The organism is Pseudomonas fluorescens, from assembly GCF_900636825.1.
In the GTDB taxonomy this organism is placed as follows: Bacteria; Pseudomonadota; Gammaproteobacteria; order Pseudomonadales; family Pseudomonadaceae; genus Aquipseudomonas; species Aquipseudomonas fluorescens_BG.
Genome location: NZ_LR134318.1, coordinates 4,503,117 through 4,517,868, shown reverse-complemented (window position 1 = coordinate 4,517,868; position 14,752 = coordinate 4,503,117). Strand labels below are relative to the sequence as shown.

The 14,752-nt window shown below is 53.0% G+C and carries 15 protein-coding genes; 3 read left to right on the top strand and 12 right to left on the bottom strand.

Annotated features, from left to right (window positions below; translation table 11 throughout):
* Positions 1–24 precede the first annotated feature (24 nt).
* Together EL257_RS20510 and EL257_RS20505 are read right to left on the bottom strand one after the other, a co-directional pair.
* Positions 25–1,344, bottom strand: coding sequence for a methyl-accepting chemotaxis protein (locus EL257_RS20510; protein WP_126365676.1), 1,320 nt, complete (start codon positions 1,342–1,344; stop codon positions 25–27).
* A gap of 233 nt (positions 1,345–1,577) precedes the next feature.
* The gene (locus EL257_RS20505) at positions 1,578–2,186 is read right to left on the bottom strand and encodes a TetR/AcrR family transcriptional regulator (RefSeq protein ID WP_126365674.1); all 609 of its coding nucleotides are present in this window, start codon (positions 2,184–2,186) and stop codon (positions 1,578–1,580) included.
* 210 nt (positions 2,187–2,396) lie between these two features.
* Here EL257_RS20505 and EL257_RS20500 point away from each other — a divergent pair, with 210 nt between their 5' ends.
* On the top strand, positions 2,397–3,452 hold the full coding sequence (locus EL257_RS20500) for an MBL fold metallo-hydrolase (protein WP_126365672.1): 1,056 nt from the start codon (positions 2,397–2,399) through the stop codon (positions 3,450–3,452).
* A 37-nt stretch (positions 3,453–3,489) separates the two neighbouring features.
* Here EL257_RS20500 and EL257_RS20495 read toward each other — a convergent pair whose 3' ends face one another.
* Both EL257_RS20495 and EL257_RS20490 read right to left on the bottom strand, forming a co-directional pair.
* The gene (locus EL257_RS20495) at positions 3,490–3,807 is read right to left on the bottom strand and encodes an XRE family transcriptional regulator (protein WP_126365670.1); all 318 of its coding nucleotides are present in this window, start codon (positions 3,805–3,807) and stop codon (positions 3,490–3,492) included.
* A 93-nt stretch (positions 3,808–3,900) separates the two neighbouring features.
* Positions 3,901–4,668 carry an AraC family transcriptional regulator gene (locus EL257_RS20490; protein ID WP_126365668.1) on the bottom strand — a complete coding sequence of 256 codons (768 nt, stop codon included), beginning with the start codon at positions 4,666–4,668 and terminating at the stop codon, positions 3,901–3,903.
* A gap of 113 nt (positions 4,669–4,781) precedes the next feature.
* On the opposite strand from EL257_RS20490, the gene EL257_RS20485 reads away from it, so the two are divergent.
* Positions 4,782–5,597, top strand: a complete 816-nt coding sequence (locus tag EL257_RS20485; RefSeq protein WP_126365666.1) for a sulfite exporter TauE/SafE family protein — start codon at positions 4,782–4,784, stop codon at positions 5,595–5,597.
* A gap of 77 nt (positions 5,598–5,674) precedes the next feature.
* A complete protein-coding gene (locus tag EL257_RS20480; protein WP_126365664.1) occupies positions 5,675–6,361 on the top strand; it encodes a DUF6933 domain-containing protein in 687 nt (228 codons plus the stop codon).
* 90 nt (positions 6,362–6,451) lie between these two features.
* Here the strand turns inward: EL257_RS20480 and EL257_RS20475 are convergent, their stop codons facing one another.
* The 8 genes from EL257_RS20475 to EL257_RS20440 all read right to left on the bottom strand — a co-directional run bounded on the left by EL257_RS20475 (position 6,452) and on the right by EL257_RS20440 (position 14,274).
* Complete coding sequence (locus tag EL257_RS20475; RefSeq protein ID WP_126365662.1) at positions 6,452–7,438, bottom strand: hypothetical protein; 987 nt, start codon at positions 7,436–7,438, stop codon at positions 6,452–6,454.
* Positions 7,439–7,498: 60 nt separating this feature from the next.
* Positions 7,499–7,834, bottom strand: a complete 336-nt coding sequence (locus EL257_RS20470; protein WP_232013040.1) for a hypothetical protein — start codon at positions 7,832–7,834, stop codon at positions 7,499–7,501.
* A gap of 136 nt (positions 7,835–7,970) precedes the next feature.
* On the bottom strand, positions 7,971–8,684 hold the full coding sequence (locus EL257_RS20465; protein ID WP_126365660.1) for an HNH endonuclease: 714 nt from the start codon (positions 8,682–8,684) through the stop codon (positions 7,971–7,973).
* 116 nt (positions 8,685–8,800) lie between these two features.
* Entirely contained in the window at positions 8,801–9,334 is a 534-nt protein-coding gene (locus tag EL257_RS20460) for a Bro-N domain-containing protein (RefSeq protein WP_126365658.1), read from the bottom strand.
* A 391-nt stretch (positions 9,335–9,725) separates the two neighbouring features.
* Positions 9,726–9,935 (bottom strand): KTSC domain-containing protein, encoded by a 210-nt coding sequence (locus EL257_RS20455; protein ID WP_126365656.1) that lies wholly within the window; start codon positions 9,933–9,935, stop codon positions 9,726–9,728.
* Positions 9,936–11,705, bottom strand: coding sequence for an ATP-binding protein (locus EL257_RS20450; protein ID WP_126365654.1), 1,770 nt, complete (start codon positions 11,703–11,705; stop codon positions 9,936–9,938).
* Complete coding sequence (locus tag EL257_RS20445) at positions 11,698–12,921, bottom strand: SIR2 family protein (RefSeq protein WP_126365652.1); 1,224 nt, start codon at positions 12,919–12,921, stop codon at positions 11,698–11,700. Before EL257_RS20445 ends, EL257_RS20450 begins: the two co-directional genes overlap by 8 nt.
* Positions 12,922–13,023: 102 nt before the next feature.
* A complete protein-coding gene (locus EL257_RS20440) occupies positions 13,024–14,274 on the bottom strand; it encodes a ribonucleotide-diphosphate reductase subunit beta (RefSeq protein WP_126365650.1) in 1,251 nt (416 codons plus the stop codon).
* Positions 14,275–14,752: the final 478 nt, after the last annotated feature.

Genomic DNA, 14,752 nt, shown 5'->3' with positions numbered 1-14,752 from the left:
ACCACGGGCTGCTGTCAGTCCTGATCACCCCGGCGCTCGCTCATTGGCAAACATGCTCACCGCATCCACCGCCTGACTCGCACCATCGCGAATCTGCAGAATCACCGTCCCGGCCTGGTTTGCCAATTCCACGCCTTCAGCCGCGCGTTCGCGGGTGCCTTCCATACTTTTGATCGCTTGCCGGGTTTCACTCTGGATCAGGCCGATCATGTTGGAAATCTCCGCAGTGGAACCGCTGGTCCGCGCTGCCAATTGCCGCACTTCGTCGGCCACCACGGCAAAGCCGCGCCCCTGTTCACCGGCGCGCGCCGCTTCGATGGCGGCGTTGAGGGCGAGCAGGTTGGTCTGATCGGCGATCGCACGAATGGTGTTGACGATGGCCGTGATCTGCTCGGAGCGGTCGCCCAGTTGCGCGATCAGGGTTGAAGACTGGCTGATGTCGTAGGCTATTTCGCGCATTTCGCTGGCGGCCTGTTGGATCACTTGCGTACCTTGTTCGGCGACTTTTCGCGTCTCGACCGAGATGTGATAAGCATTGCTGGCGCTGCGTGCATCCTGTTCGTGTTGCTCGACCCGGGCGGTGACGTCCGAGGCGAATTTCACCACTTTGCACAAGCGGCCGGACGCGTCGTAGACCGGGTTGTAATTGGCCTCCAGCCACACCGTTTGCCCGCGTTTGTCCACGCGTTCGAATTGCCCATGGAAGAACTCGCCCTGATTCAAGCGGCGCCAGAAGTCCTGATAGGCGCTGCTGTTGACCTGTTCCGCGGTGCAGAACAAACGGTGATGTTTGCCCTTGAGCTCGGCGAGGGTGTATCCCATGCGCGTCAGAAAATTCTGATTGGCCTTAAGAATATTGCCGTCGAGATCAAATTCGATCACCGCCATCGCCCGGTCAATCGCGTGCAACTTGGCGTTCGCTTCGTTCTCCTGCTGCACTTTCGCGGTGACATCCATCGCGTACTTGACGACTTTAGTCACCCGCCCCGTCGCATCCTTGATCGGGTTGTAGCTGGCTTCGAGCCAGATCGGCTGGCCGTTGCTGTTGACCCGTTCGAAGGTGCCGGACTGGAATTGTCCGTTTTTCAGGCGCGACCACAATTCACTGTACTGGGCGCTACGGCCGAACTCGGGTGTGCAGAAGTGCCGGTGCGGCTGGCCGATCGCTTGGGCTTCGGTATAGCCCATGGTTTTGAGAAAATTGTCATTGGCACGTAACACCACGCCATTAAGATCGAACTCGATGACTGCCATCGAACGATTGATGGCTTCTAAAAATGCCGACTGCTCAGTCAGGGCCCGTTGCATGTCGTCGAGAGCGGCTTTGTGGCGGTTGAAAAACATGCTTGCGATACTCGGAAAATGGGGGAAATCAGATGGATTCAGTCCCTATTCCTGCGCCGGCAGACCGAGATGCACGGACGGCATTCGGTGATGGCTGCTCAATGCCAGCGTTCCGTTACTGGCAGTTGGCTACTTATACAAAACTTCATAAAGTTGTACAAGGAAGGAATTTTTCGAGGGTTTGTATAACTTTTTGCGAAATTAGTTGTACACAGTCACAAGCTTTTGGCTGATCAGCTCTGATAGCGTGCCAAGAACATCTCCAGCGCCGATTCAGCCACCGTGTTCTGCGTGTCTGGATCAAGCGCTGCGCGCCCGAGTGACATCTGCGGCCAGAAGGCAAAAGCCTTGAGCAAGCCTTGCACTTGATGCGCGGCGAACTCTGGATTCACCGGTTTCAGACGACCATCGGCCTGCGCGGCGCGAATCCAAACGGTGAGGCCTTCTTCGCGCTCGCCCATGCGCTCGATCATGTTCTGCGCACGCTCGGGAGAATGTATGGTCGCGGCAATCGCCACTCGCGCCAGGGTCAGAAAATTCTCGTCGGCCATCATCTGCACCTTCTCCTGCAATATCTGCCGAAGCTGGTCGCTCAACGGTTGATCGCGGCTATAGGTCACCGACGGCTCGGCGATGATCCGCGCCCACAACTGATTGAGGATCTCGGCGAACAGCTCTTCTTTGCTGGGGAAATGGTTGTACACCGTGCGTTTCGACACACCGGCGGAGGCGGCGATCTTGTCCATGCTGGTGATTTCGAACCCGTGAGCACGGAATTCGGCGATCGCCGCCTGGATGATGGCTTCGCGTTTTCGGTCGGTAAGACGTTGTGGAGCGGTCATGAGCGGGCTTCGGCAGGCAGGGGAGTAAATTACACTTGGCAGTTTACTTGGCGTCGGCTTTGATGCAACCTAGAAACTACACCGCTCAGTGTAATGTTGCGTTAATCCTCGCACCTTACAACCGAAGCGTTCGGCCTGTGCGTGCAGCTTGGCCATTTTCATTTCCCGTGAGATACCGTGCAGCACACGGTTTTTCGGAGTCGTTCAGTCATGGCCAATCCAGTCTCTTTCGCGGATAAAACTCCCACACCCGAAGCGTCCCGACAGGATCAAGGGCTGTTCCGCAATCACGCGCCGGTGCAGCGTGAAGGCCTGCGCAAAATGCTGCGGATCATGTGGAACATGATTTTCCACAAACCGCAGAACACCCGGCCGACCGCCGCGATCCCCGTGCAGCCGCTGACCCGAGAAGATCTGTTGGCTGCACCCAATCACAGCGTTTATCGGCTCGGGCATTCGACCCTCCTGCTGAAAATGCGCGACAAATTCTTCATCACCGACCCGGTCTTCGCCGAGCGTGCCTCGCCGGTGCAATGGGCTGGGCCGAAACGTTTCCATCAGCCGCCGATCAGCATTGATCAATTGCCGCCGATCGAAGCGGTGGTTCTGTCGCACAATCATTACGACCATCTCGACTACGAAGCCGTACTTAAACTCGCGTCTAAAACGACCTACTTCCTGACCCCGCTCGGCGTCGGCGACATCCTGATCAAATGGGGCGTCGACGCCAGCAAAGTGCGTCAGTACGACTGGTGGCAGGGCACTGAAATCGCCGGCACCCGCTTCATCGCCACACCGTCGCAGCACTTCTCCGGTCGCGGTCTGTTCGACGGCAACAGCACGCTGTGGGCGTCATGGGTGATGATCGACGCCGACACACGAATCTTCTTCAGCGGCGACAGCGGTTACTTCGACGGCTTCAAACGCATCGGGGAACAATACGGCCCGTTCGACCTGACCCTGATGGAAACCGGCGCCTACAACGTCGAATGGCCACACGTGCACATGCAACCGGAAGAGACGTTACAAGCGCACATCGACCTCAAAGGTCGCTGGCTCTTCCCTATCCACAACGGCACCTTCGACTTGGCGATGCACGCATGGCACGAACCCTTCGACCGCATCCTCGCCCTCGCATGGGAACGCAGCATTGCGATTACCACCCCGCAAATGGGTGAGGCGTTCAATATTGCGCATCCACAACGGGGGAGTACGTGGTGGATGGCGGTTGAAGAGGAGAGTGATGCGGTGGTACAGAACGCATGAATCCGTTCAGTTGGTGAGGGGCGTCCCCCTCGCCAGCTTACTCAGCCATCGCAAAATCCCCACGGCCCACCGATTCCCCCGCCATGCCCTGCGCCCTGCCACTACGGCCCGGTGCAAACCCCGGAAAAAACACCAACCCCTGCGCTTCAAACCGATAAGCCAGTGCCAGTCTCGCGGCGTCCGCCACGTCCTGCTGCGCTTCGAAACGCTGGATATCTGCCACCGCCACCTCGGCCTCGCGCGACAGTTGTTCAACGCTCCAGCCCAGCATGGCGCGGGCCTGGACGCAGTGGGTCGGGGTGAACTGGAAAAGGGCAATGCGTTCGAGGACGTGGTTCATCGCAAGAGAGGCCATGGTGTGCTCCGGGCTCAAAAGTGCTGATTCAAAATGTACTGTGTTTTTGTACAGTTGTTTTCGGCCGGGATCAAACGCATTTTTTGATTTTGCCTATTTCGCCGCTTCCAACCAGACGGACGGCGCCTGTCCCAGTACTCGCCGAAACATCGTCGAAAACGCCGCCGGGCTTTCATAGCGGAAGTCCAGCGCAATCCGCGTCACCGCTTCCCCCGCCGCCAACCGTGCCAACGCCTGCACGACGCACGCCTGCTGGCGCCACTGACGAAAGCTGAGCCCGGTCTGCTGCCGAAACAATCTGTTAAAGGTACGCAAGCTTATGTGTAACTGATCGGCCCAATCCTGCGGCGATTGGTGGGCATTGGGCATGTTCAGAAAGGTCTGACACAGACTGACGAGCTTTCCTTCGGCTGGCATGGGAGTGTGTAGGGCAAGGGGCGCGCTGCGTGTCAGTTCATGTAACAGCAAGTTGATCAGCACATCGTCGCGTCCGGCCTGGTCGTACATCAATGGCACGTCCACCGCTTCCATCAGCAAATGCCGCAGCAGCGGCGACACATTGAGCACTTGGCAGTCCGGCCCCAGATCCACGTCGCCCGGTTCGATATACACACTGCGCGTGCTCACCCCGAGCATCAATACCTCGTGGGCCACGCCCGGTGGAATCCACACCGCGCGCTGCGGCGGCACCACCCAATTACCATTCCGGGTGCTGACTTGCATCACGCCTGTGGCGCCGTAGAGCAATTGCCCACGGCGATGCGTATGAAACGGGAGTAGGTGGCCGTGGGAATAATCGGTACCGATGGCCACGACCGGGCGAGGCGTGTCATCGAGCTGATTGATCGAAATATTGCGCATTCAGGCGTGTTCCAGCGATTGGCGTAAACGCGAACATTATTGGCCCAACTACTGAGGCCGGCCAGTGCATCACGCTCTAATGTCCTGGGCTTCCCCGATCCTGGACGCCCACTATGTTCTACCTCCTGCTTACATTGTTCGGTTGCCTCACCGGCATCAGCGCCGTTCTTTTCGGTTTCGGCGGCGGCTTCGTCATCGTGCCGCTGCTCTATCGCATGCTCACCGCCAGCCACGCAGCTGATGACCCAATTGCACAATCGGCCATGCACATCGCCGTGGCCACCTCGACCTGCGTGATGATCGTCAACGCCCTGATCGCCACACGCAAACACCAGCGCGCGGGCAATCTGCTCCGGGACTACCTCTGGCCATTGGGCGGGTTCATCGGCGTGGGTGCGGTCGTCGGCGCCATCGCTGCGATGTGGGTCAGTGGCGAAGTGATCCGCTACGCCTTCATCGCCTACCTGGGCGTGACCATCCTCGATTGCCTGCTGCGCCGAGGATTTCTTACACAGTCCCAAACCACATTCCCACGGCCACTGACCACGACGGAAACATCCGCCGGCGGCGTAGGCATCGGCGCCATCGCGACGTTTCTCGGCGTAGGAGGAAGCGTCATGACCGTGCCGCTGATGCGCCGTTGCGGGCTGAGCATGTCGCAAGCGACCTCCATGGCCAATCCCCTCAGCGTGCCGGTGGCGTTGGCCGGGACGTTGACGTACATCGCGCTGGCCGGTTTCACTGAGTCTGATTTGGGCGTTTGGTATATCGGGTATGTCGATGTGCTGGCGTTTGCGCTGCTGACGGCTGGTTCGTTGCTGGGGATCATATTGGCTGGTCGGTGGATTGGGCGAATACCGGATCGGGTGCATGCCTGGATCTATATCGGTTTGCTGATCGTGGTGCTGCTGAGCATTTCGCTCAAATGAATCGTTGATTGCCGTAGGCGAAAAAAATCAGAATCGGTGGCAGAGCTTTGCCCTCCAGTCTTCAGCAGAGAACCAGGATGTTGATCTTCAATTGCACCGAAGCCGCCAGTAAGTTTTTCAGCCGTGTTCATAAAGGCAAAACGATCACGCCGGTGGATACCAAGCCGCCGTCATCGGTTATAGAAGACGATGAGCTGAACGGCGCGGAAGAGCACTGGTTAGTTCATGCGATCACCGTACAGCGCAAACACGTGCTGTTGGCCATTCATGTCAAAATCCGTTATTGCCTGATCCTGGCCGATGCCAAAAAGGCTGACGCCGGAGGGTTTGTGGCGTGGTTTAACGAGCGGCGCGAAGGTTTGATCCGCGATGCAATCAATCATGACCTCATGCAATGGGTCGACGCGGGGACGATGGCCGATCGTTTCGAGGTTAGCCGCCAGCATCGTTTTTATCGCCGTGGCCATCGCAGCGCACAAAAGCACATCGAACAAATTGCCTGGTTCTTCGAGGACTGCGCGGCAGAGTGGGGCTGCTTGCCCGATGGCGAGCGTGCAGCCATCGGTTTCGATGCGCAAATGAACTCGCACATTCGAAACACCAAGGACCGAAAGGATGACTTCCGCCCCGATGAAGAAATGCTCGCTCATTGGTTGCGTCAGTACTGCGGAATTGAGGAGCGTGGCGTTGAAGCAGTAATTGAGCGACGCAGGCAAACGGAGCGGCAAATCCGTGTGGCGTCGTGGTCCTCAGCTAACCCCTAGCATCAAACCCACTGTAGGAGCTGCCGAAGGCTGCGATCTTTTGATCTTGCTCTTTTAAACGGATGACTGAAGTTACACATCAATTAATCCTCACTCCAACCCCGGCGCTTCTCGAATCATGAAGTGATCCAGGTTCTCGATATTGGCATTGAAGACCTCGAAAGGCTTTTCGGGGTTCTTCTTGCCCGGCACCTGCTTCAATTCCGGCGTCACCCCATAGAAGAAACAGAACAACGCCTTGTCGCTTTCCACCGCGTGCTTGATCTCTTGCAGAAACGCCTTGCGCTTGCGGTAGTTGTCGATCAGCTTCTTGTTCAGATAAACGCTGACCGGATACGGCTTCTTCTTACTGTCTTCGGGCTTCTTGAACCAGACCTTGTCCTCGAAATCAATACGAAAACTGGCACTGTGGAAGTCCTCGATCTTCTTGATCCGCCCCCAGTAAATCAGCCCCTTGTTGTCCGTCAGATACTCGATCTTCTTGAAGAACGAACTGTACGGCGCCGTATGCTCGCCAATCTTCAACGGCATCCGCTTAAGCAACTCCTTGTCGGCGAAGTTCGACACAAAGCACTCCACCGGATGCGCGAAAACACTGGTCTTGTCCGGCGCCGACTCACGACCCGCCGACTCTTTACCACTGTCCGCCGCCGCCCGCACCGGATCATCCCGCAACACATCCGCCGCCCCCGCCGGCGCGACAGGCTTGCGCACATACTCCCGCCGCGTCAGCAACAACTCTGATGGGAAGTGCTCCTCACGCCCGTCATCCACCTCGCCATCCGCCGTCTCAACGCCAGACGCCGACGCCTTCAAACTCACATACGGACAACCAGCCACATGCTGCGTCGTGGGAAGATTCTTGAAGTGCGGCGTGCGCACGTAATTCACGTTCTTGGCGTTGAAAGTACCCAACTCGTTGGAAGCCTCGAACGCCGAACGACAAGCATCGTTGGGGCACTGGAAGTGTTCCTTCGCGGAATCGAAGGCCACCGTCTCATCGAAATTGAGATCGCGAACGTCATAGATCGACAACTTGTCGTCGAGGCTGAGGCAGTAGGCGAGATCGAATTTCATGGTGGGGCTCGGATCCTTGAGTGGGGGAGGGGTATTAATAGCGGGAGGCGGCGCGGGTTACTAGTAATGGATCTCGCCACCCAGCATCAACAGAACAGCCAAAAAACCGAGATTGCCAAACAGGAAGGGCAGAATGGTAATGACGATTTGGACAACAACTGCGATTTTAAAGCCGGCGGACAGGCCATAACGCTTCCAGTAAATAACATGCAGCACCATGGTTAGTGCATTTGCGACCCAGACTGCTCCAACGGCCATGATTTCGTTCTTTTGAGCGATACGTAAGGCCATATGCAGCAGGCAGAAAAAGACGATTAGAAATGAGGCGGTTAGGAGTCGGGATTTACCCGGGGTGATCGAATTTTGGGTTGTTGGCTGCATGTGATGTTCGTCCATGTGCGTTTTCGAGAGTGCTCTCGGTCACGGTAAGCGTTGTTCAGCAGCACACAAAAACGGCGGCGAGGGAGCTTGCTCCCGCTGGGCTGCGAAGCTGCCCCAAACCCGCAAATGCGGTTAGCAAGGCAACGGGCAATTATTCCTTTTCTAGTCTTTCAACGTTGTCATAAAGCCAAGCAGTGAATTCCGCTCTGTCGTCCGAATGATGGCAACGTTGGTGACAGTTGGGACACAACGCCACAACATTCGAAGGAAGGTCAGAACCCTCTTGCGACATATGCTTAACGTGATGTACTTCTAGAAACGGCTTCCCATCTTTTTTAAATGGTGCCGCTTTGCCACAGCCTTCGCACCTTCCATTGGCCTGCTGACGAACCCAGCCCCTCAGCTCGGGATCACGAAAGTAAACCTTTTTAGTGGATTCGGTCCAAGCAGGATTTTTTATCCCTTTTGGTATGTATAGAAACGGTTGCCGCACAAATTTGGCCGCCCGCTGTTCTAGCTTTTCTTCGTCCGCTGTGGGATCAGAGTCCTCAGGAGTAACAACGCTGGAAGCATCGAGAGCTGTACGAATGCTACGAGCGACATTAGCGCCGACATTCTTGGCAGGTTTGTAACCCTTGATAGGTTTATGGCCCAACTCGACCATGACAGAAGAAATGTTCTGCATCCGAAATTCGATAGAGCTCTTGGTTCGGTCAGCCAGTACACCCTGGCGAAGTCCGCGATTCTCGTATGCCTTGTTGTATGCCTGTTCTTTCTGTTCACACGACCACATCCGGAGATAGGCATCGACCGCCGCCTGAATCTCTACGTCAGTCCAATCGCTATTGTTTTTTTCCGTGTCCATACAGTCGCCGAGGGTTGGAAACCCTCGGACGATACTGAGTGGCCATTACTGCTGTCTACGAAAATTCCTACAAAAAATAGCGACGGATCTCGCATGTAATCCTACAAGCGTATCGCTCAACCCATCGAATGCTTGGACGACTGAAGCGCCTGAGCGACCCTCCGCCACCAAGGCTTCGTCGCGGTAGCTTTTCGCGGTATTTGATCGCTCAACAGATAGGGCATGTCCCGCAGCCGAATCCAATTCTCATTCTGCCAATGCAACAGACTCACAGACATCTCAGGCCATTTCAAAAAACTAAGCATAGGTAGATCCGGATTTTCCGAGGACGCAGCATCGCGTAAGGCTGGAACCACTTGATGGGTCAGCCACTCGCGCAATAGTCGATTCCCTGGGACGTAGTGATACACCAACAGCGCATACACGCCGGACTCACTGAGCATCAGTTGCTTCTCAGGTTGCCGGTGATACTCAATCCACAGAAAACGATGTTGATCCTTGTCCAGTTTGCTGACCATCCGATCACTGAGATGGACGCCCATCAAGCGACCAATATCGCGTGCGCAAAACCATGGCTGGCCTTCAAGGAGGAGGGCATGGAGAGAGAGTTTGTGCAGAGTGAAGACCGTCGAACTGTGAGGTTCAGACATGGCAGGCCTCCAGTGCTGGAAGCATGCAGATGATGTTGAGGCTGAAGCAGATTTCCTTCGTGCCGAAGGAGATATTTTTAGGCATATCCATTTACCTCTGTGTGATGTCAGCTTTCTTAAGGCTGGGTGCCGGGAGCTAAGAAACCCCACACAGAGGGCCGGACATATTTCCCTTTCGGGTCTTGTATTCGCCCACTCCCGGCATAACAGAGTTTTTTGATGCGCACGGGGAAACCGTAGGCACAAAAAAGCCGCGACTGTCGGGTGCGGTGAGTCCGCTGTGTGAGGTGTTTCTTAGGCACCTTTTTGAAGACTATTGCTTCACAAGTATTTGGTCAAGACAGAGTTTTGAATACGTCCGCAGATATGCGAACGTATGTTTTGGTGGATGTCAAACTTGCTGGAAACTGTATGTGTTTCTAATGTTTGCGTGAAAGAATGAGCCTGCAGAGCTAGCATCAATTAAATCTGTATAAGTATGTTCTGGAACATCGTAATAATCATATATTGTCCCATTGTTGAACTCGACTTGTAGGGTTGAGGTGCCTGCGTCATAACCCACGCTGGCAATATTGCTTGAGCTAACGGGTGTTCTTTCCATTTACGTTTTCTCCTTTAGCGTTTCCTGGTTTCGCCAGGCCGATACTAATATTTCATAATTTTCCTGTTTTCGTTCAGTAGACCAGTTTTTTGATACATCTGGATCTTTACTGTTTGGATATTTGTCGGGAGGTAATATGCTTATTCTGCATCGTGTTGGAAGTTTTGCAGCCTCTCCAACTATTACGGCTTCGCCTGTTCTGAGAACAGGGAGAGAGTCGATTATTCCTGCAAGTCCCTCTGACATCGCAGATTTTACAATTCCTCTATCTGTTGAGTTGTTAATTCGAAGGGCGATGATCGTTCCGCATTGCGATAAAATTGTTTCATCTATTTCTGATGGTCTTTGGCTTACAATCATAGCGCCTATGCCAAACTTTCTCCCTTCCTTAGCAATTCTTTGAACCATATGTTTCGCCAATCCGTTCTCGGATTTCGAAAGGTATCTGTGTGCTTCTTCAAGTACTACGAGTAGGGGACGATTTTTCATGCCGGAAGAAAGGTTTCTTCCCCATAGTGCTGACTCGAATAAGATATCTAAAATTGAACCAAGAAGTAGGCTTAGTCGCGTGGATGGCATTCCAGATAAATCTAGAATTGTTATTGGTTTGTCGTGCCCTAGCCATTCAGCTAAAAGCTGATCTAAGTCTTTCTGAATTGCTCCATCTTTGTCTGGATTCCAAGGACCTGGGTTTAGAAGGAATGAGTATTGAGAATCAAGCAGTCTAGACTTCATCAACTCGAGCTGTTTTTTGATCACTCCGGGTCCACCTTTCTGTGGCGGGCTTCTTCCGGCACCTGGCGGTGTGAATTTCGGTGATACTAAAGTATCAAAGTCACCTTTCGATGTATAAGCTGGATCTGTTTGCGCGTCATCATTCCAATTTACAGTGTCGTCGTGATAAAGGTCGTACCAGATTTTTTTTATTCTGTACGGCAAGGGAGTGAAGCCAGTTATTTTTTCTGGATCAATCCCTTTGATTTTGTTTGTGGTAAGTGAAAGCTTTTTTTCCTCAATAGTTTTGTCTAGGTATTGAGTCTTGGCGGATTCATTTAAATTTCCGCATAAGAAGTCGATAAGGCTTTCGGGGGAAATGCACCAGTACGGAATAAAAAGTTTATTCTCGCTTTCTGGAGTTACCGAAAAAACTTTAGCGATGTCTCCTAGTGCGGAGGCATATTCGCCGTGAATGTCAATCAATAGTACCCTGGATGATGGGAGTTTTATTAGATCGTCATGTAGTACGAGTGACCTTAAAATTGAGGCAGTGCTTGTAGACTTTCCGGAGCCGGTAGAGCCTAGTATGGCGGAATGCCTAGATACCAGTTTGTCTAGATCAATACTGACATCGATGCCGTCAGAGCTTGAAAGCTTTCCGATTCTAAATTGACTTTTATCTGATTTTCCAAAGACCTTTAGTAAGTCACTATCGACAACAATATGCACATCATCGCCGATGCTAGGGTACTCGCTGATACCCCTGTCAAATTCACCACCTATGATTTCTCCAATCAACTCCACCCGTATCCAGCGCCTTTGGCTGAGAAATTTTTGGTCATTTTCTAAACTTGAGGACTCATTGGATTCGGAAATCACACCAAACAGCTGATTGTATCCAAGCGGAATTTTTACGAAGCTTCCTACTTGTCCAATTCTGTAGTTTTTACCTTCCAGTATAGTTATTCCAGAACTCATACTGTCGGCAAGTTCAACCGCTAAGGAAGAGCTAGATACTGAGCTTATACTGCCTAAAAGTGTTGGGCTACGCATTTTGGTTATCTTCCTCAATTCTTTGAGGAGGAAAAAGATCGAGTACTTGGCTTAGGCTCTCTAGCGGTATATCGTCAAATTTAACTCCGAATTCCCCACCGGCAGTTGCCAAAAAGCGTGTCAGTGTTTTGAAGTCGCCAAGCAGGAACTTTTCGTCTATGTAATATTCTTCTCTAATTGATTCCCAGTTTTTGGCTGGTAATATTCCTGTTCGCCATTTTGCCTCCACTCCATTAATTATCGCACCGTCCCTACAGAAGATGCTTGCATTAGGGCATTTCAAGGCAATTTCGCGTGCATATGGTTCGTCGGATAATTTGTTATATTGGAAGGCAAATAATGCTGCTGATGGATTGGCGATCAAGCTTTCTATTATTTTGGAAGATATATGTGCGTCAGCAAAAGAAAAACCAGAACAAATCAAAAGCGTGTCTGGCTCCAACAGGAAGTTTTTAAACCTTTCAAAAAGCGAGGAAAATGGAGCCGCTTGAGTCTGATCGTACTTGATATGTGAGGGATAGACCATGCTGGTGTTTTGCGAGTGAGGTAACCTAATTACCTCATTGCTCGGTCCAATTTCCCAGCCGATTGAGCCATGCAGTTTCCATACTCTCACCCATCTTGGTGGAAGATCATTTCTTGATATGCTAGATGGATCAAAAAATGCATTTCTGGAGCCGCTAAATCCATCAAAATAAGGAGTTTTAACTCGCTCTAGCGCCTGCTCTAAAAGCAGGTCGTAATTTGTAGTAAAAACCTCTATGCCGTGCTTTCTATTAATGCCGTTAACCCAGGAAACTAGTTCGCAATAAGGTGTTGGACTGCAGGGTAGCTCTCGATCAACCACTTTTCTAATAGAATTGCATATGTTGTCAGTCAGGCTTGTAAGGTCATTGCTGTCGTAGCCATATACTTTAGAAGTCCCTATAACATCAGCGAGCGCTCTAATTTTTGAGAGGACTTTCTCAAAGTTTTTGTCTTCTATCGATGATTCGATTTCTTCGAAGACTTTCAAGTCTTCGGGGGATAAATCTGATTTGATAGCTTTTGTTAGACCTACAACGTTTGGGATCAGCGGCTCCCATGCATCTTTTCCTACATTAATGCTCACAGGAGCTCCAGCGCCGAGGAGTATCCCAATTTTTTTCTTGCCATTGGTTATGATCTGGCGAAAGCCAAACATGTATTGGTCAGGGTTATGCACGGACTCGTTCATGCCAGTTCCTTAGCTAAAAAAAAGCCCTGCATGAGCAGGGCCTTTTTAGCTACCCTAACAACCATGTAAGGTAGACTCTTATTGCATGGCGTTACGCCACTGTCAATCCCAGCTCAACGCACCACCAGTCTGATACTCAATCACGCGAGTCTCAAAGAAATTCTTCTCTTTCTTCAAGTCCATAATCTCGCTCATCCAAGGGAACGGATTCGTAGTCCCCGGATACTCTTCTTTCAAACCAATCTGCGACAAACGACGGTTAGCGATGAACTTCAGATAGTCCTCCATCATCGCCGCATTCATACCCAACACCCCGCGAGGCATGGTGTCGCGTGCGTATTCGATCTCCAGCTGCGTGCCCTGCAGGATCATCTGGGTCGCTTCTTCCTTCATTTCGGCATCCCACAGGTGTGGGTTTTCGATTTTGATCTGGTTGATCACGTCGATGCCGAAGTTCAGGTGCATGGATTCGTCGCGCAGGATGTATTGGAACTGCTCGGCGACGCCGGTCATTTTGTTGCGGCGGCCCATGGAGAGGATTTGGGTGAAGCCGCAGTAGAAGAAGATGCCTTCCAGAACGCAGTAGTAGGCGATCAGGTTGCGCAGCAACTCTTTGTCGGTTTCCGGGGTGCCGGTTTCGAACTTCGGATCGGAGATCGAGCGGGTGTACTTCAGGCCCCAGGCTGCTTTTTTCGCGACCGATGGGATCTCGTGGTACATGTTGAAGATTTCGCCTTCATCCATGGCCAGCGATTCGATGCAGTACTGGTAGGCGTGGGTGTGGATCGCTTCTTCGAAGGCCTGGCGCAGGATGTACTGGCGGCACTCCGGGTTGGTGATCAGGCGGTACACGGCCAGTACCAGGTTGTTGGCAACCAGGGAGTCGGCGGTGGAGAAGAAGCCGAGGTTGCGCATGACGATGCGGCGCTCGTCGTCGGTCAGGCCTTCCGGGTTTCTCCAGAGGGCGATGTCGGCGGTCATGTTGACTTCTTGCGGCATCCAGTGGTTTGCGCAGCCGTCCAGATACTTTTGCCAGGCCCAGTCGTACTTGAATGGCACCAGTTGGTTGAGGTCGGCGCGGCAGTTGATCATGCGCTTTTCGTCAACGGCGACACGGGCGGAGGCGCCTTCGAGTTCGGCGAGGCCTTCGGCGACGTCGAGGGAGTTCAGTGCAGCCTTGGCGCGGGCCACGGCGGCCGAGTCGTCGGCGGTCACGGCGCGGGCTTCCAGCGCTGCGGCGCCGCCGGCGTTGTCGAGGCGGTCCATGTTGGCTTCGCTTGCGTGGCCGGCGTTGGCGCCTTTCACGGTTGCGACTTCACTGTCTTCTTTATCGAATTCGTCCCAGCTCAGCATGACGTATCGTCTCCTGCGTGAGGGCCTGTCGCCCGTGTGAAAACTGATGGTTGGTTTTTCACACGGCGAAACAAGCCGCGTTGGATGTCGTTTTTTGCAGCGCTGCACGCAGGCAAATAAACAGAAATTTTGACGGGTTCCGAGAGCCTCTGATGGGCGCAATCAGCGTCGGGCACTGTTGCGGGGCTTCAGAATGGCTTTTGCTCCCTGTAAGGGAATATTGCTGACCCGTATAGGGCGGCATTATAGGGAAATTTTTACCGGCGTGGTGCGGCGAATCGGCTCATGGCGAGGCCGAGGAGGGGGTGGATTTCGGTCCGACCGAGGGATTACAGGGCTTTGCGCTGATTCGAGCCCGGCAGATTTTTTTTCGTTAAATTTTTGGCAAGTGACTTTCTGTTTAAAAAATAGCCAGAAAAGCGGGTTTTTCACTATATCTAGTGTTTTGCAAGCCCTTTTCACGTCCACAGACACAACT

Coding starts and splice junctions, on each gene's coding strand:
- EL257_RS20490 (WP_126365668.1), bottom strand. CDS start 4,668: ATGCGCAATATTTCGATCAATCAGCTCGATGACACGCCTCGCCCGGTC.
- EL257_RS20455 (WP_126365656.1), bottom strand. CDS start 9,935: ATGGAAAGAACACCCGTTAGCTCAAGCAATATTGCCAGCGTGGGTTAT.
- EL257_RS20510 (WP_126365676.1), bottom strand. CDS start 1,344: ATGTTTTTCAACCGCCACAAAGCCGCTCTCGACGACATGCAACGGGCC.
- EL257_RS20440 (WP_126365650.1), bottom strand. CDS start 14,274: ATGCTGAGCTGGGACGAATTCGATAAAGAAGACAGTGAAGTCGCAACC.
- EL257_RS20470 (WP_232013040.1), bottom strand. CDS start 7,834: ATGGACGAACATCACATGCAGCCAACAACCCAAAATTCGATCACCCCG.
- EL257_RS20465 (WP_126365660.1), bottom strand. CDS start 8,684: ATGGACACGGAAAAAAACAATAGCGATTGGACTGACGTAGAGATTCAG.
- EL257_RS20500 (WP_126365672.1), top strand. CDS start 2,397: ATGGCCAATCCAGTCTCTTTCGCGGATAAAACTCCCACACCCGAAGCG.
- EL257_RS20485 (WP_126365666.1), top strand. CDS start 4,782: ATGTTCTACCTCCTGCTTACATTGTTCGGTTGCCTCACCGGCATCAGC.
- EL257_RS20505 (WP_126365674.1), bottom strand. CDS start 2,186: ATGACCGCTCCACAACGTCTTACCGACCGAAAACGCGAAGCCATCATC.
- EL257_RS20480 (WP_126365664.1), top strand. CDS start 5,675: ATGTTGATCTTCAATTGCACCGAAGCCGCCAGTAAGTTTTTCAGCCGT.
- EL257_RS20445 (WP_126365652.1), bottom strand. CDS start 12,921: ATGAACGAGTCCGTGCATAACCCTGACCAATACATGTTTGGCTTTCGC.
- EL257_RS20460 (WP_126365658.1), bottom strand. CDS start 9,334: ATGTCTGAACCTCACAGTTCGACGGTCTTCACTCTGCACAAACTCTCT.
- EL257_RS20495 (WP_126365670.1), bottom strand. CDS start 3,807: ATGGCCTCTCTTGCGATGAACCACGTCCTCGAACGCATTGCCCTTTTC.
- EL257_RS20450 (WP_126365654.1), bottom strand. CDS start 11,705: ATGCGTAGCCCAACACTTTTAGGCAGTATAAGCTCAGTATCTAGCTCT.
- EL257_RS20475 (WP_126365662.1), bottom strand. CDS start 7,438: ATGAAATTCGATCTCGCCTACTGCCTCAGCCTCGACGACAAGTTGTCG.